This window comes from Altererythrobacter sp. MTPC7 (assembly GCF_042851395.1).
Lineage (GTDB): Bacteria > Pseudomonadota > Alphaproteobacteria > Sphingomonadales > Sphingomonadaceae > CAJXSN01.
This window is the reverse complement of the sequence record NZ_BTGS01000007.1, coordinates 85,881-107,976: the sequence shown is the minus strand read 5'-3', so window position 1 is coordinate 107,976 and position 22,096 is coordinate 85,881. Positions and strand designations below refer to the sequence as shown.

Annotated in this window: 22 protein-coding genes and 1 pseudogene; 9 read left to right on the top strand and 14 right to left on the bottom strand. The window is 64.3% G+C overall.

Going from position 1 to position 22,096, the window contains the following annotated elements:
* Position 1: 1 nt before the first annotated feature.
* Positions 2-865 (top strand): HpcH/HpaI aldolase/citrate lyase family protein, encoded by an 864-nt coding sequence (locus tag ACGHJ7_RS07990; protein WP_390476165.1) that lies wholly within the window; start codon positions 2-4, stop codon positions 863-865.
* 3 nt (positions 866-868) lie between these two features.
* Here the strand turns inward: ACGHJ7_RS07990 and ACGHJ7_RS07985 are convergent, their stop codons facing one another.
* The 5 genes from ACGHJ7_RS07985 to ACGHJ7_RS07965 all read right to left on the bottom strand — a co-directional run bounded on the left by ACGHJ7_RS07985 (position 869) and on the right by ACGHJ7_RS07965 (position 7,039).
* Positions 869-1,597 carry a 3'(2'),5'-bisphosphate nucleotidase CysQ gene (locus tag ACGHJ7_RS07985; protein WP_390476298.1) on the bottom strand — a complete coding sequence of 243 codons (729 nt, stop codon included), beginning with the start codon at positions 1,595-1,597 and terminating at the stop codon, positions 869-871.
* Positions 1,598-1,626: 29 nt separating this feature from the next.
* The gene (cysN, locus tag ACGHJ7_RS07980) at positions 1,627-3,564 is read right to left on the bottom strand and encodes a sulfate adenylyltransferase subunit CysN (RefSeq protein ID WP_390476162.1); all 1,938 of its coding nucleotides are present in this window, start codon (positions 3,562-3,564) and stop codon (positions 1,627-1,629) included.
* Positions 3,564-4,478, bottom strand: a complete 915-nt coding sequence (gene cysD, locus ACGHJ7_RS07975) for a sulfate adenylyltransferase subunit CysD (RefSeq protein WP_390476160.1) — start codon at positions 4,476-4,478, stop codon at positions 3,564-3,566. The genes cysN and cysD overlap by 1 nt, the downstream gene beginning before the upstream one ends.
* 138 nt (positions 4,479-4,616) lie before the next feature.
* Positions 4,617-5,615: a radical SAM protein gene (locus ACGHJ7_RS07970; RefSeq protein WP_390476158.1), complete on the bottom strand. Its 999-nt coding sequence runs from the start codon at positions 5,613-5,615 to the stop codon at positions 4,617-4,619.
* Positions 5,612-7,039, bottom strand: coding sequence for a dihydrolipoyl dehydrogenase family protein (locus ACGHJ7_RS07965; protein ID WP_390476156.1), 1,428 nt, complete (start codon positions 7,037-7,039; stop codon positions 5,612-5,614). Before ACGHJ7_RS07965 ends, ACGHJ7_RS07970 begins: the two co-directional genes overlap by 4 nt.
* A 98-nt stretch (positions 7,040-7,137) precedes the next feature.
* On the opposite strand from ACGHJ7_RS07965, the gene ACGHJ7_RS07960 reads away from it, so the two are divergent.
* A complete protein-coding gene (locus ACGHJ7_RS07960; protein ID WP_390476154.1) occupies positions 7,138-8,193 on the top strand; it encodes a methyltransferase domain-containing protein in 1,056 nt (351 codons plus the stop codon).
* Positions 8,193-9,206, top strand: a complete 1,014-nt coding sequence (locus ACGHJ7_RS07955) for an SDR family oxidoreductase (RefSeq protein ID WP_390476152.1) — start codon at positions 8,193-8,195, stop codon at positions 9,204-9,206. Before ACGHJ7_RS07960 ends, ACGHJ7_RS07955 begins: the two co-directional genes overlap by 1 nt.
* Positions 9,207-9,209: 3 nt before the next feature.
* Here ACGHJ7_RS07955 and ACGHJ7_RS07950 read toward each other — a convergent pair whose 3' ends face one another.
* Genes ACGHJ7_RS07950 through ACGHJ7_RS07940 form a run of 3 tightly spaced genes read right to left on the bottom strand, consistent with a single transcriptional unit; the run spans position 9,210 to position 11,898 of the window.
* A complete protein-coding gene (locus ACGHJ7_RS07950) occupies positions 9,210-9,944 on the bottom strand; it encodes a glycosyltransferase (RefSeq protein WP_390476150.1) in 735 nt (244 codons plus the stop codon).
* Positions 9,941-10,519: a TIGR04282 family arsenosugar biosynthesis glycosyltransferase gene (locus tag ACGHJ7_RS07945; protein ID WP_390476149.1), complete on the bottom strand. Its 579-nt coding sequence runs from the start codon at positions 10,517-10,519 to the stop codon at positions 9,941-9,943. The genes ACGHJ7_RS07950 and ACGHJ7_RS07945 overlap by 4 nt, the downstream gene beginning before the upstream one ends.
* Positions 10,516-11,898 carry an MATE family efflux transporter gene (locus tag ACGHJ7_RS07940; RefSeq protein ID WP_390476147.1) on the bottom strand — a complete coding sequence of 461 codons (1,383 nt, stop codon included), beginning with the start codon at positions 11,896-11,898 and terminating at the stop codon, positions 10,516-10,518. Before ACGHJ7_RS07940 ends, ACGHJ7_RS07945 begins: the two co-directional genes overlap by 4 nt.
* 131 nt (positions 11,899-12,029) lie before the next feature.
* On the opposite strand from ACGHJ7_RS07940, the gene ACGHJ7_RS07935 reads away from it, so the two are divergent.
* Both ACGHJ7_RS07935 and ACGHJ7_RS07930 read left to right on the top strand, forming a co-directional pair.
* Positions 12,030-12,794, top strand: coding sequence for a class II aldolase/adducin family protein (locus tag ACGHJ7_RS07935; protein ID WP_390476145.1), 765 nt, complete (start codon positions 12,030-12,032; stop codon positions 12,792-12,794).
* A 32-nt stretch (positions 12,795-12,826) separates the two neighbouring features.
* Complete coding sequence (locus ACGHJ7_RS07930) at positions 12,827-13,372, top strand: (2Fe-2S)-binding protein (RefSeq protein ID WP_390476143.1); 546 nt, start codon at positions 12,827-12,829, stop codon at positions 13,370-13,372.
* Positions 13,373-13,386: 14 nt separating this feature from the next.
* On the opposite strand, the gene ACGHJ7_RS07925 is transcribed toward ACGHJ7_RS07930, so the two are convergent.
* Both ACGHJ7_RS07925 and ACGHJ7_RS07920 read right to left on the bottom strand, forming a co-directional pair.
* Entirely contained in the window at positions 13,387-14,448 is a 1,062-nt protein-coding gene (locus ACGHJ7_RS07925) for a TonB-dependent receptor (protein WP_390476296.1), read from the bottom strand.
* 602 nt (positions 14,449-15,050) lie between these two features.
* Positions 15,051-15,464 (bottom strand): annotated as a pseudogene (locus ACGHJ7_RS07920) (TonB-dependent receptor plug domain-containing protein); the annotation flags it as partial.
* A 191-nt stretch (positions 15,465-15,655) separates the two neighbouring features.
* On the opposite strand from ACGHJ7_RS07920, the gene arsC reads away from it, so the two are divergent.
* Positions 15,656-16,000, top strand: a complete 345-nt coding sequence (arsC, locus tag ACGHJ7_RS07915; protein WP_390476141.1) for an arsenate reductase (glutaredoxin) — start codon at positions 15,656-15,658, stop codon at positions 15,998-16,000.
* A 52-nt stretch (positions 16,001-16,052) separates the two neighbouring features.
* Here the strand turns inward: arsC and ACGHJ7_RS07910 are convergent, their stop codons facing one another.
* Positions 16,053-17,420: an MFS transporter gene (locus tag ACGHJ7_RS07910; protein ID WP_390476138.1), complete on the bottom strand. Its 1,368-nt coding sequence runs from the start codon at positions 17,418-17,420 to the stop codon at positions 16,053-16,055.
* Between the two features lie 169 nt (positions 17,421-17,589).
* Between ACGHJ7_RS07910 and ACGHJ7_RS07905 the strand changes: the two genes are divergently transcribed.
* The gene (locus ACGHJ7_RS07905) at positions 17,590-18,219 is read left to right on the top strand and encodes a class I SAM-dependent methyltransferase (RefSeq protein ID WP_390476137.1); all 630 of its coding nucleotides are present in this window, start codon (positions 17,590-17,592) and stop codon (positions 18,217-18,219) included.
* Positions 18,220-18,226: 7 nt separating this feature from the next.
* Here ACGHJ7_RS07905 and ACGHJ7_RS07900 read toward each other — a convergent pair whose 3' ends face one another.
* Positions 18,227-19,075, bottom strand: a complete 849-nt coding sequence (locus tag ACGHJ7_RS07900; RefSeq protein ID WP_390476135.1) for a hypothetical protein — start codon at positions 19,073-19,075, stop codon at positions 18,227-18,229.
* A gap of 59 nt (positions 19,076-19,134) precedes the next feature.
* On the opposite strand from ACGHJ7_RS07900, the gene lipB reads away from it, so the two are divergent.
* Entirely contained in the window at positions 19,135-19,794 is a 660-nt protein-coding gene (lipB, locus tag ACGHJ7_RS07895) for a lipoyl(octanoyl) transferase LipB (protein ID WP_390476133.1), read from the top strand.
* Positions 19,791-20,054, top strand: a complete 264-nt coding sequence (locus ACGHJ7_RS07890; protein ID WP_390476131.1) for a hypothetical protein — start codon at positions 19,791-19,793, stop codon at positions 20,052-20,054. Before lipB ends, ACGHJ7_RS07890 begins: the two co-directional genes overlap by 4 nt.
* A gap of 7 nt (positions 20,055-20,061) precedes the next feature.
* Here ACGHJ7_RS07890 and ACGHJ7_RS07885 read toward each other — a convergent pair whose 3' ends face one another.
* Both ACGHJ7_RS07885 and ACGHJ7_RS07880 read right to left on the bottom strand, forming a co-directional pair.
* Positions 20,062-20,943 carry an HpcH/HpaI aldolase/citrate lyase family protein gene (locus ACGHJ7_RS07885; RefSeq protein WP_390476129.1) on the bottom strand — a complete coding sequence of 294 codons (882 nt, stop codon included), beginning with the start codon at positions 20,941-20,943 and terminating at the stop codon, positions 20,062-20,064.
* Positions 20,944-20,978: 35 nt separating this feature from the next.
* Positions 20,979-22,070, bottom strand: a complete 1,092-nt coding sequence (locus tag ACGHJ7_RS07880) for an alkene reductase (protein ID WP_390476127.1) — start codon at positions 22,068-22,070, stop codon at positions 20,979-20,981.
* Positions 22,071-22,096: the final 26 nt, after the last annotated feature.

The window sequence follows — 22,096 nt, the reverse complement described above, 5'->3', positions numbered from 1 at the left end:
GATGAAGATGCGCAGCTGGTTGTTCGCTCCGGGCGATAGCGAGAAGAAAATGAGCAAGGCGGCCGCGGGCGATGCCGACATCGCCATCTTCGATCTTGAGGACGCGGTCGCACCGGAGGTCAAATCCGATGCTCGCAAGATGGTCGCTGATAGTCTTTCAGGCGCAGGCGATCGCGAGCGGCTGTGGGTTCGCATCAATCCGCTCGATACCGAGATGCCGCTGGCCGACCTAGCTGCTGTCATGCCTGCGCGGCCGGGCGGTATCATGCTGCCCAAGGCGGAAGGGCCCGAGCAGGTCGCGCGGCTCGATAATTACCTCTCCGCGCTGGAGGTCGCCAACGGGATCGAAGCCGGTTCGACGCCGGTCATGGCGCTGGTCACGGAAACCGCTGCATCCATGTTCGAAGCTGGCAATTATGCAGGTGCACCGCGGCTGGCTGCGATGAGCTGGGGGGCGGAGGACCTTTCAGATTCCATCGGGGCGCAGGCCAATGTGGACGAGGCGGGAGAATACGACCCTGCCTATATCTTGGCCCGTACCCTATGCCTCTTGGGCGCGGCGAGGGCAGGCGTTCCGGCAATCGAGACGATCGCGACCGACTTCCGCGATCTGGACGGGCTGGCGAAGCGTGCGGCGACTGTCCGGCGGCAGGGTTTCGGCGGGATGCTCGCCATTCACCCGGCGCAGATCGGCCCGATCAACGAGGCCTTCACGCCCGGCGAGGCCGAAATCGAGGAAGCGCGCAAGGTCGTTGCGCTGTTCGAGGACAATCCCGGTGTCGGCACGATCGGCCACGGCGGCAAGATGTACGACCGCCCGCATCTGTCGCGCGCGCGGCAATTGCTGGCCGCTCTGGACGACTAAGCCTTAAAGCCTGGCGACCTCGGCCAGCACCCGCTCGGCCCATTCGGGGCGGCAGATCAGCAGGTCGGGCATATAGGTGTCCGCCTGGTTGTAATCGAGCGGGCTGCCATCGACGCGGCTGGCATGCAGGCCATGCGCCAGTGCCACCGCAGCGGGCGCACAGCTGTCCCATTCGTACTGGCCGCCCGTGTGGAGGTAGATTTCCGCCTCTCCTCGCACGACCGCCATCGCCTTCGCCCCTGCGCTGCCCATGCCGACAAGTTCGCCGCCAATGGCCTCCGAAACGGCAACCGCTTCCTTGGCAGGACGCGTGCGGCTGACGACGAGGCGCGGCTTGTCCGCTGCGGCGGGAACTGCCTGCGGTTCGTCTGTTCGCAGCACGAGGTCGAGACCGGGCAGCGCGACGGCACCCGTTTCCGGCTTGCCGCCGACCGCCAGTGCGACATGGACGGCCCAGTCGGTGCGCGCCTCGCCATATTCGCGGGTGCCGTCGACCGGATCGACGATCCAGACACGTTCCTTCGACAGGCGGTCCTGGGTGTCCTTGCTTTCTTCGGACAGCAGACCGTCATCGGGACGCAGATGCCGAAGCGCATGGACGAGGAACTGGTTGGCGGTTTCATCGCCTGCATTGCCCAGCGCCTTGCCTTCGAACACACCTGCTTCGCGCACCTGCATCAGAATGCGGCCCGCGTGATGGGCGAGATGCGCGGCCAGCTGCGCGTCGTTCATGTCGGCGGGTGTCATGGGGGCGGTGTCCGTCATTTCAGCGGCATGATCTGGTCGACGATATAACGCGCGGCCTCTTCCGGCGTCATCTCGACCGTGTTGACGCGGATCTCGGCATTCTCCGGCTCTTCATACGGGCTGTCGATGCCGGTGAAGTTCTTGAGATCGCCTGCGCGGGCCTTCTTGTAGAGACCCTTCACATCGCGTTCCTCGGCGACCTCCAGAGGGGTGTCGACGAAGATCTCGATAAACTCGCCTTCGGGCAACATGTCCCGCACCATCCGGCGTTCCGCGCGGAAGGGGCTGATGAAGGCTGTCAGCACGATCAGGCCCGCATCGGCCATCAGTTTCGCCACTTCGCCGATGCGGCGGATATTCTCGATCCGGTCGCTGTCGGTGAAGCCCAGGTCCTTGTTCAGGCCGTGACGGATATTGTCGCCATCCAGCAGGAAAGTGTGCCGGTTCATCAGGCTGAGGCGCTTTTCCACCTCGTTGGCGATGGTCGATTTTCCGCTGCCCGACAGGCCGGTGAACCACAGGACGCGCGGCGTCTGGTTCTTCAGCCCTGCATGGTGCTCGCGCCCGATATCGGTTGCCTGCCAGTGCACGTTCTGCGCACGGCGAAGGCTGAAATGCAGCATCCCGGCGGCCACGGTGCGATTGGTGATCTTGTCGACAAGGATGAAACCGCCCAGTGCGCGGTTGTCTTCATAGGCTTCGAAAACCACCGGCTTGTCGGTCGTGATCTCGGCCACGCCGATGGAGTTGAGCTCCAGCGTCTTGGCAGCGAGATGCGATCCCGTATTGCCCGGGTCGTTGACGTTGATCTCGTATTTCGGCGCCTGCACCGTCACGGAGACGTTCTGCGTGCCCAGCTTCAGCCAGTAGGCACGGCCCGGCGTCATCGGCTCGTCATCCATCCACACCAGCGTCGCCTCGAACTGGTCGGATACCTCGGGCGGAGCATCGGCTGTCGCCAGCACATCGCCGCGCGAGCAGTCGATCTCGTCTTCCAGCGTGATGGTCACGGACTGGCCGGCCTGTGCTTCCTCCAGTTCGCCTTCCCATGTGACGATGGACTTGACCGTGCTGGTCTTGCCCGATGGGAGCGAGCGGACGGTGTCGCCCGGCGCGATCGTCCCGGTCGCGACCAGGCCGGAGAAACCGCGGAAGTCGAGATTGGGCCTGTTCACCCACTGCACCGGCATGCGGAACGGCTTGGACGCGTTAACCGCGCTCAGCACCTCGACGCTTTCCAGCTCTTCCAGCAGGGTCGGGCCGTCATACCAGTCCGTATTGTCCGACCGGTCGGTGATGTTGTCGCCCGCCAGGCCCGACATGGGGATGGCGGTGAAATCCTCGATCCCGATGTTCTTTGCGAAGGCGCGGTAATCGGCAACGATGGTTTCGAAGGTGGACTGGTCGTAATCGACGAGATCCATCTTGTTCACCGCCAGCACGATATTGCGGATGCCCAGCTGCTTGCACAGGAAGCTGTGGCGGCGCGTCTGGACCAGAACGCCCTTCCTCGCATCGATCAGGATCACCGCGAGATCGGCAGTGCTGGCGCCCGTGACCATGTTGCGCGTGTACTGCTCGTGGCCCGGACAATCCGCGACGATGAACTTGCGTTTCTCGGTCGCGAAGAAGCGGTAGGCGACATCGATCGTGATGCCCTGTTCACGCTCCGCCGCGAGACCGTCGACCAGCAGGGCGAAATCGATGTCCTGCCCCTGCGTGCCGACACGTTTGGAATCGTTCTCCAGCGCGGCAAGCTGGTCTTCGAAGATCATCTTGGAATCGTACAGCAGCCGCCCGATCAGGGTCGACTTTCCATCGTCCACGCTACCGCAGGTGATGAAACGCAGCATGGTCTTGTTCTGGTGCGCATCGAGATAGGCGTCGATATCTTCCGCGATCAGCGCGTCGGTCTTGTAGACGGGATCCGTGGAGGTGGCCTGTTCGGTCATCAGAAATAGCCCTCCTGCTTCTTCTTCTCCATCGAGGCGTCGCCCGAATCCTTGTCGATGACGCGGCCCTGTCGCTCGCTGGTGGTCGTCAGCAGCATTTCCTGCACGATGTCGGACAATGTCGCCGCTTCGCTTTCGACCGCGCCGGTCAGCGGGAAGCAGCCCAGCGTGCGGAAGCGCACCGAACGTTCGGTCAGTTCGGGCATGTAGCCCAGCACCTTTTCCAGCCGCTCCGGATCGTCGGCCATGAACAGGCCGCCTTCATATTCGTAGGTCGGGCGCCTGGCCGAATAGTACAGCGGCACGATCTCGATATTCTCGGCCATGATGTACTGCCAGATATCGAGTTCCGTCCAGTTGCTGAGCGGGAATACGCGGATGCTTTCGCCCTTGGCTTTTCGAGCATTGTAGATGTTCCACAGCTCGGGGCGCTGGTTCTTCGGGTCCCAGCCGTGGCTAGCCGTGCGGAACGAGAAGATGCGCTCCTTCGCGCGGCTTTTTTCCTCGTCGCGGCGCGCGCCGCCGAAGGCTGCATCGAAGCCGTATTTGTCGAGCGCCTGCTTCAGCCCTTGCGTCTTCCACATGTCGGTGTGGAGCGGGCCGTGGTCGAACGGATTGATACCGCGCTCTTCGGCTTCCGGGTTCTGGTGCACCAGCAGTTCCATCCCGGCTTCCTGCGCGCTGCGTTCGCGCAGTTCGTACATCGCCTTGAACTTCCAGGTCGTATCGACATGGAGCAGGGGAAAGGGCGGGGGCGAGGGATGAAACGCCTTCTTCGCAAGGTGCAGCATCACGGCGCTATCCTTGCCGATGGAATAAAGCATCACCGGCTTCTGTGCCTCTGCGGCGACTTCGCGCATGATGTGAATGCTCTCGGCCTCGAGGCGTTCGAGATGGGTCAGGGATTTTGTCATGGGGCGAAGGCTTATCCGTCTGGCGTTTTCGGGGCAATGCGCCCGGCGATGCGACGGTTACGCCCCATGGCATCTCGTTTTGCAATTGCGAAGAGCTTTATGCCCTAGAAGTCCGAGCCTGCCCGGTAGCATACCTATTCAGGCGGAACAGCTCGCCCCGCCCAAGACGCAGAAGCGCGCGCAATGCGGGTGGTTCAGCTTAACCGGCGCGCTTGCCTCTTCCAGGGTCGCACCCATGTCGAAACCCGGGTCGTGGGGTATCAGCGTGCAGGCCGCGACGCGCGGGGCCGGCTCGCCCTTGCGATGGACGACCATGCGGCTGGTCGCACACATGATGTCGGCGGGATTCTTGTCAAGGATGGACCAGCAGGCCGTGGTGATCTCGGCAATGTCCTTGTCCTCGTCCATTTCGGGAAACAGGACGAGGCGCATGGGATCGTAGGCGTCGATGGCGATGCCTTCGCTGTCGAACAAGGCGGCGTAACCTTGCCGCTCGTCCATTTCTCCTTCGCCGGGCAGCATCCGGCCCGCGACGGCGATCGAGAAGCCGTGATCGCTCAGCCATTTGAGGCCGCCGATTGCCGCATCCCAGCTGTTCGGTCCGCGCTCCGCCTCGTGCACGGCTTTGCTGTGGTGATCGAGGCTCACGCGGATGGTCAGCCGGTCCGCGTGGCGTTCGCGCAGGGCGAGCAAAGCGGTTTCGTGGCGGCGCATTGGTTTCATGGCGTTGGACAGGACCAGCGTCTCGAACCCCCGGTCCAGCGTGTCGGCCAGCATGGCAGGGAATTCGGGGTTCATGAACGGTTCGCCGCCAGTGAAGCCGATCTCTTTCGTGTCGAGGCCGCCACTCGCGATCTCGTCCAGATAGGCGGCGACGTCGGCGTGGCGGATATAGACCAGCGCATCGTTGGTCGGACTGCTCTCGATATAGCAGCTGGCACAGGCGAGATTGCACAGCGTGCCGGTGTTGAACCACAGCGTTTCCAGCCCGGTCAGCGGGACCTGCGCGCGGGCCTCGCCCTTGGCCGTGATGTCGGGGTCGGTAAATTTCGCCGGTTGAAGCTCATCCGCCTCCACCGCGAAGGGGGAGGGGCCCTGCGGCGCGTTGCGGCCTTTGGTGCGTGTGCCTGTGCTCATGATGCCGAGCTAAACGTCCGGCGCATCTTGGCAACGAATGCCGCATATTTCTTCGGCAGCGATCCGAAAACCGTCGGTTCCCATGCGCTGAATGCGGCAGCTTTCGTGATTTCGCTGCGAGTGGGGTAGCTGATGATGGCAGAGCCCATGTCGAAGGTCCCGCTCTTGCCGGTAATCATCTGGGTGAAGGGCAGGAGCAGTTCGCCGGCGTTCTTGCCCACGATGCTCGCTCCGACGACCTTCTTGCCTTTCAAGATGACCTTCAGGCGACCCTTCGTGGAGCCTTCCGCGATGGCGCGCTCATTGTCGTCGAACCCTTCGGTCACGACCGTGACCTTGTCGCCAAGTTTCTCGCGCGCCTCTGCCTCGGTCATGCCGATCTGCGCGACCTCGGGCTGGGTGAAGGTGCACCATGGAAGCGCTTTCCAGTCCACTTTTGTCGGCAGGCCGGTGACGATTTCCAACGCCACGTTCGATCCTTCATAGCCTGAAACATGGGTCAGGCGCGGACCGTCACGGCAATCGCCGATCGCGTAGATGGACTTGACCGATGTGCGCCTGCGATCGTCCACCTTGATGCCGTTTCCGGCCATCTCGACGCCCAGTTCTTCCAGCCCGAAGCCGGACGTATTGGCGCGGCGACCCACTGCCACCAGCACGTGCGTGCCGCCGACCGTGTCGCCATTGTCGAGCGTGATCCGGATGTCACCGGCAGTGCCGGAGACGGCGCTGGCCTTGCCCTTCACGAAGCGGACGCCCTCCGCCTCCATCGTGTCTATGACGACCTGCACATTGTCAGGATCGTCGCGGCCCATGGGCGTGTCCGGTTCGATGACCGTGACCTCGCTGCCCAGATGGCGGAAGGCCTGCGCCATCTCCATCCCGATGACACCGCCACCGATGATAAGGAGGTGACCGGGCTGCTCCGTCAGGTCGAACAGGTTCTCGTTGGTCAGGTAAGGTACGGCGTCCAGCCCGTCTATCGGGGGCACGAACGGCTTCGATCCGGTGGCCACCACGATGCGCGGTGCGGTCAGGGTCCTGCCGCCGACCGTGACCGCGTGCTTTCCCGTCACTTTCGCCCAGTCGCGAATGACCTCGCAGCCCATCTCCTCGAATGTCTCTTCGGAATCATGCGGAGCGATATGAGCGATGGCGTCGTGAATATGCCGGTGGACGCCGCTCCACTCGACTATAGGTGCGGCGAGCGTCACGCCGTGCAGCGTTTCGGTGCGTGCCTCCGCCGCGCGCCGGGCCGCGGTTATCAGTGCCTTCGACGGGACGCAGCCATTATTCAGGCACTCGCCGCCCATCTTGTGCCCTTCGATCAAGGCTACCTTCAGGCCGAAGAGCGCGCAGCCGCCCGCGGCGGTGAGCCCGGCCGCTCCGCCGCCGATAACGATGACATCATGGGTGAATTTCATATGCGTCCCTTGTAGACGGCCTGTAACCAAAAGTCTCGCCATGCGAATGCCCGCATGCCGACCACATCGCGTTTCGAACCGGAAGGGTGCGTAGTTACATGAATCTGGAAAACAGTCAGGATTATTACGGCCGCGTGCTGGAAGGGTCGTCGGACCTGAAAACCGATGCGTGCTGCACGGCAGAGGCCCCGCCGCCCGCCATCCTGAAGGCGATGATGAACGTGCACGAGGACGTTCGGGCCCGCTATTACGGTTGCGGTCTCGTCGCTCCTCAGGCGATCGAGGGTGCGCATATCCTCGACCTTGGATCGGGCAGCGGGCAGGACGCCTATATCCTCGCGCAGATGGTCGGAGAGCGCGGAACGGTCACCGGCGTCGATGCCACGCCCGAGCAGCTCGCCGTCGCGCGCGAACATCTGGACTGGCACCGGGAACGCTTCGGTTACGCAGAGGGCAACGTGTCCTTCGTGGAAGGCGATATCGAGAAACTGGGCGCGCTGGACCTGCCGGCCGGACATTACGATGTCATCGTCTCCAACTGCGTCATCAACCTCGTCGCGGACAAGCGCGTGGTATTCGCCGCCGCGCACGACCTGCTGAAGCAAGGCGGCGAGCTGTATTTTTCCGACGTCTATGCGGAACGTCGCGTTCCGGATGCCCTGAAAGACGATCCCGTACTGCACGGCGAATGCCTGTCGGGCGCGCTTTACTGGGGTGACTTCCTTGCGCTGGCAAAGGAAGCAGGCTTTGCCGATCCCCGGCTGGTAACCAGCCGGCCGCTGGAAATCGGTAATCCGCAGGTCGCGGAGAAACTGGACGGCGTTGCCTTCCATTCCGCGACCTATCGCCTGTTCAAGCTGCCGGATCTCGAAACGCAGTGCGAGGATTACGGCCAGGCCGTGCGCTACAGGGGCACGGTAGAGGGGCAGGAGCGCGTTTTCGAACTCGACGGGCACCACCGGATCGAGGCCGGGCGGATGTTTCCCATCTGCGGCAATAGCTGGAAGATGCTGGCCGATACCCGCTTTGCCGGACATTTCGACTTCTTCGGCGATTTTACGACCCATTACGGCGTATTTCCCGATTGCGGCATCGCCGTCCCCTTCGGGGCGGATGAAGGAACGGCTCCGGCCAGTCCCGCGGCCTGCTGCTGATGCATATACTGGTTACGGGGGCCGCCGGTCTGATCGGCGGAGAGGTCAGCGCGCGCCTGTCGGATGCAGGGCACACGGTCACTGCGCTCGTGCGCTCGAAGCCGGAAGTCGCCGCCAATGACGGGCGGCCCGCCGGTGTTGCCGAGACGGTGAAAGGCGATCTGTCGCTCCCCGGAATGGGACTGGATGAAGAGACGTACGCCCGGCTGGCAGAGGGTGTGGACGTGATTATCCACTGCGCGGCGCTCACCCGCTTCGACCTGGAAGAGGACGCCTATCGCGCGACCAATGTTGAGGGTACGCGGTGCGTCGTCGAGCTGGCCACGGCCAGCGGCGCAGCGCTGCTGCACGTCTCCACCGCCTATGTCTGCGGCGCGCGGAGCGGGCCGGTGCTGGAAAGCGATCCCCTGCCGTCCACCGGTTTCACCAATGGCTACGAGGCGAGCAAGGCCGAGGCCGAGACGCTGGTGCGCGAGAGCGGCCTCACCCATGCCATAGCGAGGCCCAGCATCGTCGTGGGCGACAGCAGGACCGGCGCGATCCGCCAGTTCGACACCATCTACGCGGCGTTCAAGCTGATTGCCGAGGGCCGGGTGCGCCACATGCCGGTCGCCGAAGGCGCGACCCTGGACTTCGTGCCGGTCGACCATGTGGCTGCCGGGATCGTAGCGCTCGCGCAGGACATGAGGTCAGCGAATGGCGGAACCTATCACCTCGTATCGGGAGGCCCGGTTCCCGTGCAGGCGTTTGCCGATGCCATAGGCAGCTTCGATGCGTTCGATGCGCCGACGCTGGTGAAGGCGGAGGATTTCGACCCGGCAACGCTGCCTGCGATGGAGCGGCGGCTGTTCCGGCGGGTGGCCGGGGTTTACGCCAATTATTTCCAGCGCGATCCGCGGTTCGACGATGCGAACACGCGCGCGGTGACCGGCCTCGAGCCGCCGCCGATGGACCACGCCATGCTGCGAAAACTGATCCAGTACTGCATCGATGTCGGCTTCCTGAAAGCCTGAGGCTCAACGGATATCGGGATAGTGCGCGCCCATCCTGTCGCGCATCCCGAAAGCCCAGAGCATCCCGACCTTGAAATAGATCCAGTTCGCCTTGAGCGGACCCCATGCGGCAATGCGCCGGTCCGAAGTACGCACCATGCGGCGGACCATTTTCGTGCGGCCCAGTGCGGCGAATTTCACGCACAGATCGGCTTCTTCCATGATGGCATCGCCCGGCGTGCATCCCCCGATTTTCAGGAAATCGCTCCGCCGGAAGAACATCGCATGATCGCCGAACAGAAGCCGGACGCCGCGCACGAAGTGATGCGGCCGGGTGATGAGGGGGGCGTACCAGGTCTTGATGAAATTGTGCGCGCTGGTGATCCAGCGGGTCTTTTGCCCGGTGATCAGCGGCGTGAAGCTGGCGAGGGCGATCTTCGGATCGGCCAGCGTGTCGCGGATCACCTGCACCATGTCGGCGGGCGGGATCGTGTCGGCATGCAGCACGCAGACATGATCCGCCGTGGCTGCTGCGACGCCTGCATTGATTTGCCGCGCCCGGCCCTTCTCGCCGGCAATGAGCGTCCAGCCCGCCTCCCGGACCAGATGCGCCGTCCCGTCCATGGAGCCGCCGTCTACGGCGATGATCTCGGAAGGCACGGGCTCGAGCCTCGCCAGGGTTCGTATCAGCGAGGGCAGGGCGGCTTCTTCATCCAGCACCGGGATGACCAGCGCGACGCTCGCTTCATCCCCTGTCACGGCAGGAATTCCGGCCAGTCGGCAAGGTCCTCAGGCTCGTCCACGTCGGTAAGCTGCGGGAGAAGGACCGGTTCGATGCCGCGTGCCGCGCATCTCTTCAGTGTCGTGGGCAGGACGGCATCGGTGCTCCACGGCATCTTTGCGAACAGCCAGGGCGAGGGGTGCGAGAAACCTATCAACCAGTATCCGCCATCCCTCGCAGGGCCGATGACCACCGGCGCGTTTTCCAGCGCACTGGCAGCATCCTGCAGCAGACCGGCTGTAAGGCCCGGACAATCGCTGCCGATGCAAATCCCGGGCGCGGGCGCCCGGTATAGCCTGTCCGTCAGGTCGCCATCGCCCTGGTCGGTGACGGACACGTCCTCGCCCAGCCATTCGCGAAAAGCGCGGCCTTCGTTGCCTGTCGTGCGCAAGGTGAAGGGCAATCCGGAGCCGCGCACCTCGCGTACCGTATGCTCCAGCAAACGGGTATAGATCGCAGCGGCCCCATCCTCGCCAAAGCCGGGGATCAGCCGCGTCTTTGCCGCACCCGGTGTCGGCCATCGCGCGAAGATGGAAACGACGGGCGCGCTCATCCTGCCTCCGGTTCCGCCGATACGGACTTGGCAGGCGCCGTGGTCGAACGATCACGCAGGACCCACCAGACGACAGCGGCGGAAACGGCGCCCCCTGCGACATTGGACGCAAGTTCCGCTGCATAGATGGCATCGGCGCCCCAGCTCGAACGCAGGAACCAGGCGAAGGGCAGCATGACGAGGAAAACGCGCGCGCAGCTTTGCAACAGAGCGAGCGATGCCTTGTCGACCGCGTTCAGTACGCCATTGCCGACAATCAGGAGGCCATATCCGGCATAACCCCAGGCGGCGATGGTCAGATATCGGGAGAATTGTTCGATAACCGCCGCCTCTTCGGTGAAGATATCGGCGAACCAGTCCCCGAAGGCAAACAGCAACACGGCAATTGCAAGGCCGTAGACGATGCTGAAACCGCCGGCATAGGCTGCCGCCTTGCGGGCCCGGCCATGCTGGTCCGCGCCCCAGTTCTGGCCCACGATACCGCCGATGGCCCCCGATAGGGCAAGCAGCGGCACGACGGCGAAGCTCTGCAACCGGCCCGCTGCGCCAAACCCTGCGACCGCGGCCTGGCCCTCTATCGCGATCAGCGCTGTCAGGATCGACAGGCCGATCGGATTGATCGCATTGGAGAAGGCGGCAGGCCCGGCGACCTTCAGGATCGCAGCGGCCGATTCGCCGACGCCGCAGCGTTTCAGCAGGGTAAGGTCGAAAGGCAGGGCGGTCTTCCTCAGCAGGACGAAGCCGACCGCAATACCGCACGCCCAGCCGATGGCCGTCGCATAGGCCGCGCCGACGATACCCAGCCCGCCGAAACCGAATGCCCCGGTAATCAGGATCGGATCCAGCACCCAGTTTGCCGCAGCATAGGTGACGGAAATCAGCGAGGTCTTCTTCGCCTCCCCCTGGCCGCGAAGGACGCCGTTGATCCCCATGATGGCGAGGAGCAGCGGAAAGCTGACCGCGTAGGGGCGCATATAGGTCCGGATGAAGGGCAGCAGGTCGTCTTCCGCGTTCATCAGGCGGAACAGCGGGTCCATCAGCAGGAACAGGGCAACGCCCAGCGCAATGCCGCATCCCACGGCGAAGACCATGCCGAAATTGGCCCGCCGTGCTGCGCGCTCGTCGTCTCCTGCGCCCAGCGCCCGGGCGACGACCGAGTTGATGCCGACCATGATGCCGACACCCAGGCTGGAAAGGGCCACGCTAATCGGGAAGATGAACGACATGGCCGCCAATTGCGGCGCGCCGAGCTGGCCGATGAAGTAGGTGTCGACCAGTCCGATGGACATGATGGCGGCGACCCCGATCACCATCGGGGCGGTCTGGGTAACGAGATGACCCGGAATGCTGCCGCGTGTCAGCTTGGCATTGTCGCTCATAGAGGCTTGCTCATACCCTCCCGCGTTAGCGGCGGGGCGCCCGGTGGGAAAGGGCAAAGACCGCGAGCCAGCTTGTGCGAAACGCACCATCCGTGCGATATGGCGGGCAACGAAGACAAGGAGAGATACCGATGGCCACGCAGCTCAAGCCCAAGGAAGAGTACAGCAAGGAAGAATGGCAGGCCCGCCTGGACCTGGCGGCGTGCTACCGCATCTTCGATCACCTGGGCTGGTCGGAATCGATCTACAACCACATCAGCGTGGCCGTGCCCGGCGAAGAGGGCGCGTTCCTGATCAATCCGTTCGGCCTTCTTTACGAGGAGGTGACCGCCTCGAACCTCGTCAAGATCGACGTCGAGGGCAACAATATCGGCGGTTCGCCCTATCCGGTGAACAAGGCCGGTTTCACGCAGCACGCCTATTTTCACAAGCATCTGGGCGAGCGTGCGAATGCCATCTGCCATGTCCATACGACGGCGACGATGGCGGTATGCAGCCACAAGGACGGCCTGCTGCCGACCAATTTCTACGCCTGCAATTTCCAGGGCCAGATCGGGTACCACGATTTCGAAGGCGTCACCGTCCGCGAGGAAGAGGGCGAGCGGCTGGTCGAGAACCTGGGCAAGCACTCCATCCTGATGCTGCGCAATCACGGACCCGTGGTCATGGACCGCACCATTCCCGGCATGTTCGTGAAGATGTGGGCCCTGCAGCGTGCCTGCGAGATCCAGATCGCAACGCTGAGCCAGGGCAATGCCAATATCGTGAAGCAGGAAGTGGTCGATGTTCACCAGCGCGACCTGTCCGTGATGCAGACTCAAGGCGGTGCAGGCCTGTTCGATTTCGAGGCCTGGAAGCGCAAGATCGACCGCATCGACGACAGCTGGCGCAGCTGAGGCCGGGCAACTCAAGGTAGGGGCAGGGCGCCATGCCGCGCATGACCGTGAACGACCGTCCGGTCGAATACCTGCTCGACGGGCAGACGCCCCTGCTCGTCGCCCTGCGCGAGGCGTCCAATCTTACAGGCACAAAGAATGGCTGCGGCAAGGGGGATTGCGGGGCCTGCATGGTGCTGGTCGACGGATCGGCCCTGCGCAGTTGCCTGATCATGATCGAGGAAGCGGAAGGGCGCTTCATCACCACGATCGAAGGGCTGTCGCGTGACCGGTCGCATCCGGTCCAGCAGGCCTTGGTCGCGAACCAGGCGATTCAGTGCGGTTTCTGCACACCCGGAATAGCGATGGCCGCGGCCGCCCTGCTCGATCGCAATGCCGGGCCGAGCGAAGCCGAAATAGAGGCTGCGATCCCCAATCTCTGCCCCTGCGGGGTGCAGCCCCGGCTGGTCCGGGCGATCCAGAGGGCAGCGTCCGTGACCCGGCGGGAAGAGCGTATCAGCGCCGCGCCCGCGCCGGGTATCACGGCAGAGGACGCCGCCGAGGCGGTGCCTGCGATGGCGGCGCCCCGGCCGGACTGACACCGGGCAACCGGTTACATCTTCACGCGCACACCGAAGCGGGCACTGAAGGGTTCGCCCGGCTGGATGTTGTTGTCGCCGTGTGCGCTGGGATAGTAATCCTCGTTGAAGAGGTTCTCGATATTGACCTGCAGCGACACGTTCTCGTTCACGTCGTAGAACGCGGCGGTGTCGACGCGCCAGTAATCGGGCAACACCACATTGTTGGAGAAGCTGGCGAACTGCTCGTCCTGGTAGATCACGCCGAAGCCGATTCCGAATTTTTCGTTCAGGTTGAAGCGGTTCCACGCGCTGAACTGGTGCTCCGGCAGCTGCTGCAGGCGGGTCCCCGCAGCCGCGCTGTCCGTGGTTTCGGTGATTTCACCGTCGAGATAGGTGTAGCCGAGGCTGGCTTCCCAGAACGGCGTGATCTCGCCGATGATGCTGGCCTCGAAACCTTCGACCCGGCTGGCGCCGGTCAGCACGGTGAGGCCGGTATTCGCCGGATCGGGAGCGGTGGTGTTGTCGCGGTCGAGGCGGAAAACCGATGCCGTTGCCAGCAGGCCCGGACGCGCGGCCCACTTCACGCCGATTTCGTAATTGCGGAACGCCTCCGGTTCGAATGCGGCATCGGTCGGCGACAGCAGCAGGAACTGGTCGCCGGCCTGCGGCAGGAAGCTTTCGGCGTAGGACGCGTAGATCGAAAGGCTCTCCTGCGGCTTGAAAACGAGGCCCACGCGCGGCGAGACTTCCTCGTCCACGCGGCTGCCGTCCACTCCGCTGATCAGGTCCACGGTATCGAGGTCGAAGCGATCGAAGCGCAGGCCTGCGATGATTTCGAAATGATCGCCGATATCGAGCTGGTTCTGGATATAGGCCGAGAACGTATCGAGATTGCTGTCCCGCGAACGCGACTGGGCGGTGGTGAAGGCGGGGATGCTGATCACATCGGCCAGCGTCACCGTGTCGGTGGTGTCGAAATTGACATTCCAGCGCTGGTTCTGCGTATCCTGTCGCCCGGCCTCGACACCCAGCAGCAGCGTGTTGCTGGCCGGGCCGGTATCGACCTGCCAGACGAGGTTCGCCTGACCGTACAGGTTCTCGCGCTGCGTCGCATCCGGTAGCCGCCCAGCTGGACGGTCGTGCCATCCGTGCCCCGGGGCAGGATGTTGGCGTAGGTCTTGTCGTAATTGGCGTACTGGATGCTGGCATTGGCCGACAGCGTGCCGGAGAACTCGTGCTCAAGACGGGTACGGGCGATATGCGCCTCTACCTCGCTGTCGTTGAAGTCGCGGTCGCCGAACAGCGTTTCGTCATAACCGCGCAAGGGACCGCCATTGAACGCGGGCACGCCGCGATCCGTCAGGCGGTTGTCCTCGTCATAGGTATAATGCGAAGTCAGGGTGGTGTCGGGGCCGAGGGCCGCGGTGATCGTCGGCGAGATACCGACGAAATTGCCCTCGTAGAAATCGCGGTGGCTGTCGAATTCCTCGTAGGTTGCGGACAGGCGCAGGGCCACGGTATCGCTGACCGGCTGGTTGACGTCCACCACGCCAGCAAATGCGCCGAACGTATCGACCGACGCCTCGCCCTGGGTGAAGGCATCGCTGAAGGTCGCGCGCTTGCTCACGCGGTTGACGACACCGCCGCCGCCGCCGCGCCCGAAGATCAGCGCATTGGCGCCCTTCAGAACCTCGACCCGGCTGATATTGTAGAGCGAGCGGTAGTATTGCGCATCGTCGCGCAGGCCGTCGATATAGAAGTCGGCGGTCGTTTCCTGTCCGCGAATGAAAATTTCGTCGCGGTGACCTTCGCCCGTTTCCAGGCTGACGCCCGGCACGTAACGCAGAGCTTCGCCCAGCTGGCGCACCGACTGGTCTTCCAGCTGGTCTTCGGTGATGAAGGTGACGGTCTGCGGCACATCGACCAGCGGCGTCGGCGTTTTCGTCCCGGTCGATCCATCGCTGTCGCCATAGCCGTCCTTTTCCCCGGTGACGACGATTTCGGACGGTAGGTATTCGCGCTCCGGCGCGGCATCCGCGCTGGCGAGGGCGGGGACGGCATGAAGGACGACGGCGCCGGTCAGGAGGGCTGCGCGCACTGTGCTTTTCATCGAATCGGGACTTTCTTGCGAATTATTCTCAATATTGCGGGCCTGCTATTGAGAGTAATTCGCAATTGCAAGCGCAGCCTTGGCCTTGTGAGAAAATTCGCATCGATTAGGGGGATCTGACCGACGCAATCGATTAGCGTTTGCGCAACAGGCCGCCCGCGCGCGCCGTGTCCAGCAAAGGAGTCCCCCGCATGAAAGCAACGATCTGGCACAACCCGAAATGCGGGACGTCCCGCAATACGCTTGGCATCCTGCAGGAGCGGGACGGTGTCGACGTGACCGTGGTTGAATATCTGAAGGAACCGCCCACGCGCGAGAAACTGGCCCAGCTTTACGCCGATGCCGGTATCAGCCCCAGCGACGGCCTGCGCCTGCGCGGCACAGACGCAGAGGAACGCGGTTTGCCCGGTGCGGATGCCGACACGATCCTGGATGCGATGGTGGCGGACCCCATCCTGATCGAGCGCCCGCTGGTGGAAACGGAGAAGGGCGTGCGGCTGTGCCGACCAAAGGAAAAGGTCGAGGAAATCCTCTAACAACGATTATGCCAGCTGACCCCGGTCCGGTTGGGTTCGCTCGGGCCGGGCGTCAGCGGCGTTCCTGCGTCAGGTCCTCATCCGCCTGCAGGCTGCGCCAGCCCAGGATCAGTACCGACAGGCAGAACCCGATGACCACGCCGAATGCCACGGTCTCGGAAAAGCCATACAGCCAGACGCCGAGGGCGGGTGCATAGACATAGCTGGCGCCGTTGATGGCCGCGACCTTGCCCGACACCTGCCCCTGTTCGGGCCGCGTCACGGCAAGCGAGGCCCCGGCAGTGAAACCGGGACGGAAAAGACCGAAGCCGAGCGAGGCGATCGCGAAGCCCAGAGCGATGGCGTGCAAATCGCCGCCCACGGCGAAAAGCGCCACGCCGGCAATGGAAAGCGCCATGCCCCACAGTGTCGCCGAGCGCGGTCCCATGTGCAGCGTCGGGATCAGGCCCCACTGCGCCAGCAGGGTGGCGACCGCGCCGACCATCAGCACGATGCCGACCGGGCCGGCCCCTGCCATCGGATCGTCCCTAAGGCCCAGCCTGTCGAGGACGAGGAATCCCGAGATGCCGAGGATCATCGCCTGCGCATGACCGCCCAGCAGGCCGGAGACGTACCAGCCCCAGGTCCGGCGATCTTTCCACAGCAGGTCCGGGATGTCGCCGGGAAGATCGCCGCTGTCGTCGTCCTCTTCTTCGATGGGGTCCCCGGCCGCCGCATCGGAACGCCGTGCCTCGCGCGCGCTGCCGCTGTTGCCGTAGGGAGCGTCGAAAGCGCGTCCGCGCGCCTCGAATTGCGGCTCGTCATTGGGCAGGCGCAGACGCAGGGCGATTAGCGTAGCAAGGCCGACAGCGGCAAAGGCGATGAAGGGGCCGGTCAGGCCTACCAGCGGGAAGATCAGGAGCGGCGCCAGGGCCGGTCCGACAACGGTCCCCAGGCCGAAACTGGACGAAATGAGCGATAGCGCCTGCGTCCTTTCCGCGCGCGGCGTGCGGCTGGCGACATAGGCCTGCACGGCGGGCGGCGCAGCCGATCCCAGCAGGCCGTAGAGCGAGCGGCACAGGGCAAACAGCACCAGCGTCCACAGCGCCGGGATCAATCCGGCGAGGCCGGCCCACAATACGATCCCGCACAGGGCCATGGACGACGCGAAACCGACGAGCCCCAGCGCCATCATCGCCTTGCGGCCGCGCCGGTCGCTGCGCTTCGCCCATATGGGCGCGCAGGTCACCCACAGGATCGCCGACCAGCTATAGGCGAGGCTGATCCACACATCCGAAACCCCCAGCGCGGTGCCGATGCTGGGCATGACCGACTGCATGGCCGTATTGCCTGCCGCCGTCACCAGCATGACGGTGAAGAGCAGGACCAGCCGTCCGCGCGATATGGTGCGAGGGCGAGCCTGCGGGGCTGCTGCTGTCATGCGGGGAGGTGGTTCGGCATCGACCATGGCGTTGCCAGCAGCGCTACGCCGCACATGCGGCTCTGGCAATGGGACTATGGGTGCGAGCAGGCTTGCATTGCTGCGCGACCCTTGTCAGTTCGCGAGCGAACCGCGACCAAGGGCCAGTGTGGCCATCCGGAGGATCAGATTGACCGATAACGATATTCTCGCCTCGACCCGCCTGCGCGATCGCCTGTCGCGCAAGGCTTCGCGGCTGGCGGGGCAGTGGGGTGTATTCTTCCGCGGCTTTGTCGAGCACCCCCGCATGGTCGGATCGGTCATCCCCTCGTCCCGCTTCACCATCGAACGCATGCTGGCGCCGGTCGACTGGGCGCAGTGCAAGGTGTTCGTGGAATACGGCCCCGGCGTCGGCACGTTCTGCCTGCCCGTGCTCGAACGCCTGCCGGCCGATGGCGCGCTGATCGCGATCGATACCAATCCGCTATTCGTGGATTACCTGAACGACACGATCCGCGACAGCCGCTTTACCGCCGTCCTGGGCTCGGCTGCGGACGTGGAGAAGATCGTCCATGCGGGCGGGCATTCCCATGCCGACTACATCCTGTCCGGATTGCCCTTTTCCACCCTGCCGGACGGTGTCGGTCCAGCCATCATGGCGGCCACCCACCGCATTTTGCGCCCGGGCGGTGCCTTCATGGCCTATCAGTTCACGGCGGCGGTCCGCGACCTGATGGCGACCCGGTTCGACCGGATCGATTCCGGTTTCGAGTTCTGGAATATTCTGCCCTGCAAGATGTTCTGGGGCTGGAAGGACTGAGGCAGGCTCAGCTGTCCTTCGTCACGCGCGGCACGCTTGCCCGTGTGGCGTGGCCTGTGAACTGGCGATGGACCGCGGCAAGGACTGCCAGCGATATGCAGGACGCCAGCGCGCTGACCGCCGAACTGACAAGCGCGTCTCCGATGAGCGCGATGCCTTCCCCGAACAGGGCCAGGCCGAGCCCGAGCACCAGCGTCACCACCAGGCTCAGGACGATGTAGGCGGTGAACAGCAGGGCGTAGAACAGGAACAGGCGAAACGAATTGCCTTTCGTCAGCGACCAGGACCGGCGCAGCGAGGCGACGGGATTTCGCAGGCCTTCCGCCCCGATCAGCGGGGCGACCAGCGATACCTTCACGAAGACGTAGATCATGACCGGCAGCGACAGGAAAACGGGAATGGCCGCGAGAGCCTGCGACCCGGTGGCTGCGAACAGCGCGATCAGCAGGCCGAGCGCAAGGCTCAGCCCCAGGGCCACGGCGACATAGGCCGCGACATAGGGAAGGAGGCCGGCAAGCCCTTCCTTCAGGGCATCGCCCAGCGTGGGCCGCCCGCTTTTCCCGAGCAATGCCAGCAGGCTGAGCGAACCGACCATCTGCACCAGCGACCACAGCACGACGACCCACCAGTATTGCGCCATCGTCGCCTGCATCGCAGCCATCGCTGCATCGGGATCGGCCGTCTCCGACTGCCCGGCCATGATGGAGCCAAGCTCCGGGACCAGCAACACGACGGCCAGATAGGGCAGGAAGAAGAAGACGCCGGCGACCACGAACACCGTCTGGCGATTGGCGGAAAGAAGCGCCACCGCCTCTTCCCAGGCGCGGGTCATGTCGAACGAATTGCTGCGTGCCATCGGTAACTCCCTGTCAGCCCTCTTGATAAGCGGGGCGGCAGGCCCCAGCAATGCCGGTGATGACCGGAACCGACGATACTATCGACTGGCAACAGGACCGCGCGGCGGTGCCCTATCGCGCCGCGCTGGCCGAGATGGAAGAGCGCAATGCCGCCATTTCCGCCGGAGAGGCGCGAGAGATGATCTGGCTGCTGGAGCATCCGCCCGTCTACACCGCCGGAACCAGCGCCGATCCGGCAGAGATGCTGAACCCGCAATTCGACGTCGTGGAGACGGGCCGGGGCGGGCGCTACACTTATCACGGCCCGGGCCAAAGGATCGGCTACGTGATGCTCGACCTGAAAAAGCGGGGCCGCGATGTCCGGCGTTTCGTCCATGCGCTGGAAGGCTGGGTGATCGCCACGCTGGCGCAGCTGGGCGTCGAAAGCTGGGCGGTCGATGGCCGCGTCGGGATATGGACGCGCGATGTGGACGGGGCTGAGGCGAAGATCGGTGCCATCGGCGTGCGCGTGCGGCGGTGGGTGACCATGCACGGATTTTCCGTGAACCTGTCGCCCGACCTGTCCCATTTCGGCGGTATCGTGCCATGCGGTATCGATACGCTGGGCGTCACCAGTCTCGAAAAGCTCGGTATTGCCATGTCGGCCGAGCAGTGGGATGCGCAGCTCATGAAAACCGCGCCCGGCTTTTTGGCGGCCCTTTCCGGAGAAACGGCATGACCCGCAAACACGTCACATTCCTTGCCCCCGCGCTCCTGGTGGTGACAGGCCTCGCGGCCTGCGGCGACGATAGCGCGCCTGCTGCAGGCGGCGCCGGCGGCTCAGGCGCGGCCGGGGATGTGCAGGGCGGTGTGATCAGCGACTCCATGCTGCCCCTGGAATCGGTCACCTCCACCTCGCCGCCACGCGGCGGAGAGGGTTCCGCGAGCAATGACGAAGAAGCCGGCGACGAAACGACCGAAGAATCTGCGGGAGACTGATCGGGCGTCACTCGCCCAATATCGTGCGGGCGCGTGCCAGTTCGCTGCGGTCGGCGGCAAAACGGTCGACCGATACGACCTGCGCTTCGGGCTGGCGCTCGAACGCATCGACGATCAACCGGGCTCGGGCGCGTTCCTCTTCGGTGGGCGAGAAGATGTCGGCGATCGGCCTGATCTGGGCGGGATGACGGGCCATCATGGCTTCGAAACCGGCTGACCGCGCCTCGCTTGCCAGTGCACGGAAGACGTCGGCGTCCTTCGTCACGTGGCTGCCGGTTTCCAGCGCGAACAGCCCGGCAGCGCGGGCTGCCAGGACGACTTGAGCGCGAACGTGATTGACGGTTGCAGGCCAGCGGCGTGCGCCTTTCCCGAAGGGGCGCAGGCCTGCTGAATGCATAAGCGCATCGGCGTCCCATGCCAGTCCGGCAAGGCGCGGATGCGGTTCGCGGATAACGTCCGGCGCGGACAATGCCCCTGCGGCGGTATCGCCCAGTTGCGGGACGATGCGGACCGAATTGTGCTCTGCCGGGCTTGTCTGCTCCAACTCGTAGATCTCGCTTGCGAGCTGGGCGACCTGTTCGGCTCCGGTTGCACGCGGCAACACGATGCCATTGGGCGCGGCGGGCATCACGGCGACGAGGTCCTCGCGCCAATGGGCGCTGCCCATCGGGTTGATCCTGACCCAGCGCTGCGACCCCGGCATTCCCGGGGCGGGGGAGGGGCGACCCGTGAGATAATCGGCCGCCATTTGCCGCGCCTGCGATTTCGCATCTTCGGCCACGCCGGAAAGATCGAGCAGGACAACATCGGCGTCGAGCGCCGCGACCTTTTCCAGCTTCGCCGGTTCGTCAGCCGGGACCACCAGCCAGGATCGCAGTGCTTTTCCCATTATCTCCCCCGGGATTGCCTTGGCAGGCCGGCCGTTCAGTCCATTGCCGGATAGTCGATATATCCTTCCGGACCCGGCAGATACCAGCTTTTCGGGACATTGACGTTTTCGGCCCATTCCGCGCCTTCGCGAATGCGGTTCGCAAGGTCGGGGTTCGAGATATAGGGCCGGCCGAAGCTGACCGCGTCGCAGCGGTTCGCTGCCAGGTCGGCGCTGGCTTCTTCCGCGGTGTAATCGCTGTTGAGCACCAGCGGCCCCATAAAGGTGCTGCGGATCATCGGGCTTTGCTTGGGCACGTCGGTCGAACCGAAGGTCCCTTCGGGCCCCGGCTCCCGCAGTTCAAGGAAAGCGAGCCCGTGCTTCTGCGCCACCGCCGAGGCGACGCCGAAGGTTTCCGCCGGATTGAGATCGTCGCAGCCCTGCGTCTCGCCATTGGGCGACAGGCGCAGGCCCACCCGGTCCGCGCCCCAGACATCGACCAGGGCGGTCAGCACCTCGTCAAGGAAGCGCGCACGGTTTTCTGCCGAACCGCCATATTCGTCTTCGCGCAAATTGGTGCTGGAGCGCAGGAACTGGTCGACCAGATACCCATTCGCGCCGTGAAGCTGGATGCCGTCAAAACCGGCTTTCTTCGCATTCTCGGCAGCGTGATGGTAATCTTCCGCCACTCGCGCAATCTCGGCCACCGACAGCGCACGCGCTTGCTGGTGATCCTGGCGGCCCGAAGGCGTGTGGGCATGGCCGGGCGCGGTGGTCGCGCTGGCAGAGACCGGCGCATCACCGTCCAGGAAGTCGGGATGGACGATCCGCCCCATGTGCCACAATTGCAGGACGATCAGGCCGCCTTCCTCGTGCACTGCCTGTGTGACCTGCTTCCACCCTTCGACCTGTTCGTCGGACCAGATGCCGGGCGCGGCGGGCCAGCCCAGGCCTTCCCGGGAGATACCGGTCGCTTCGCTTATGATCAGCCCGGCACCGCTGCGCTGGCGGTAATACGTCGCCATCATTTCGTTCGGAACCGACCCCGGCACGGTTGCGCGGCCACGAGTCAGCGGCGCCATGAAGATGCGGTTGCGTGCCTCCAGAGCGCCCATAGTGATCGGCTCGAGAAGATTGTCGTGTGCCATGCCAGTACCTGTCCTGCGTTGAATTA

Bases quoted from the DNA above. Each gene is read 5' to 3' on its own strand.
- ACGHJ7_RS07990 (WP_390476165.1), top strand. From the start codon at position 2: ATGAAGATGCGCAGCTGGTTGTTCGCTCCGGGCGATAGCGAGAAGAAA.
- ACGHJ7_RS07985 (WP_390476298.1), bottom strand. From the start codon at position 1,597: ATGAACGACGCGCAGCTGGCCGCGCATCTCGCCCATCACGCGGGCCGC.
- cysN (WP_390476162.1), bottom strand. From the start codon at position 3,564: ATGACCGAACAGGCCACCTCCACGGATCCCGTCTACAAGACCGACGCG.
- cysD (WP_390476160.1), bottom strand. From the start codon at position 4,478: ATGACAAAATCCCTGACCCATCTCGAACGCCTCGAGGCCGAGAGCATT.
- ACGHJ7_RS07970 (WP_390476158.1), bottom strand. From the start codon at position 5,615: ATGAGCACAGGCACACGCACCAAAGGCCGCAACGCGCCGCAGGGCCCC.
- ACGHJ7_RS07965 (WP_390476156.1), bottom strand. From the start codon at position 7,039: ATGAAATTCACCCATGATGTCATCGTTATCGGCGGCGGAGCGGCCGGG.
- ACGHJ7_RS07960 (WP_390476154.1), top strand. From the start codon at position 7,138: ATGAATCTGGAAAACAGTCAGGATTATTACGGCCGCGTGCTGGAAGGG.
- ACGHJ7_RS07955 (WP_390476152.1), top strand. From the start codon at position 8,193: ATGCATATACTGGTTACGGGGGCCGCCGGTCTGATCGGCGGAGAGGTC.
- ACGHJ7_RS07945 (WP_390476149.1), bottom strand. From the start codon at position 10,519: ATGAGCGCGCCCGTCGTTTCCATCTTCGCGCGATGGCCGACACCGGGT.
- ACGHJ7_RS07940 (WP_390476147.1), bottom strand. From the start codon at position 11,898: ATGAGCGACAATGCCAAGCTGACACGCGGCAGCATTCCGGGTCATCTC.
- ACGHJ7_RS07935 (WP_390476145.1), top strand. From the start codon at position 12,030: ATGGCCACGCAGCTCAAGCCCAAGGAAGAGTACAGCAAGGAAGAATGG.
- ACGHJ7_RS07930 (WP_390476143.1), top strand. From the start codon at position 12,827: ATGCCGCGCATGACCGTGAACGACCGTCCGGTCGAATACCTGCTCGAC.
- arsC (WP_390476141.1), top strand. From the start codon at position 15,656: ATGAAAGCAACGATCTGGCACAACCCGAAATGCGGGACGTCCCGCAAT.
- ACGHJ7_RS07910 (WP_390476138.1), bottom strand. From the start codon at position 17,420: ATGACAGCAGCAGCCCCGCAGGCTCGCCCTCGCACCATATCGCGCGGA.
- ACGHJ7_RS07900 (WP_390476135.1), bottom strand. From the start codon at position 19,075: ATGGCACGCAGCAATTCGTTCGACATGACCCGCGCCTGGGAAGAGGCG.
- lipB (WP_390476133.1), top strand. From the start codon at position 19,135: ATGACCGGAACCGACGATACTATCGACTGGCAACAGGACCGCGCGGCG.
- ACGHJ7_RS07890 (WP_390476131.1), top strand. From the start codon at position 19,791: ATGACCCGCAAACACGTCACATTCCTTGCCCCCGCGCTCCTGGTGGTG.
- ACGHJ7_RS07885 (WP_390476129.1), bottom strand. From the start codon at position 20,943: ATGGGAAAAGCACTGCGATCCTGGCTGGTGGTCCCGGCTGACGAACCG.
- ACGHJ7_RS07880 (WP_390476127.1), bottom strand. From the start codon at position 22,070: ATGGCACACGACAATCTTCTCGAGCCGATCACTATGGGCGCTCTGGAG.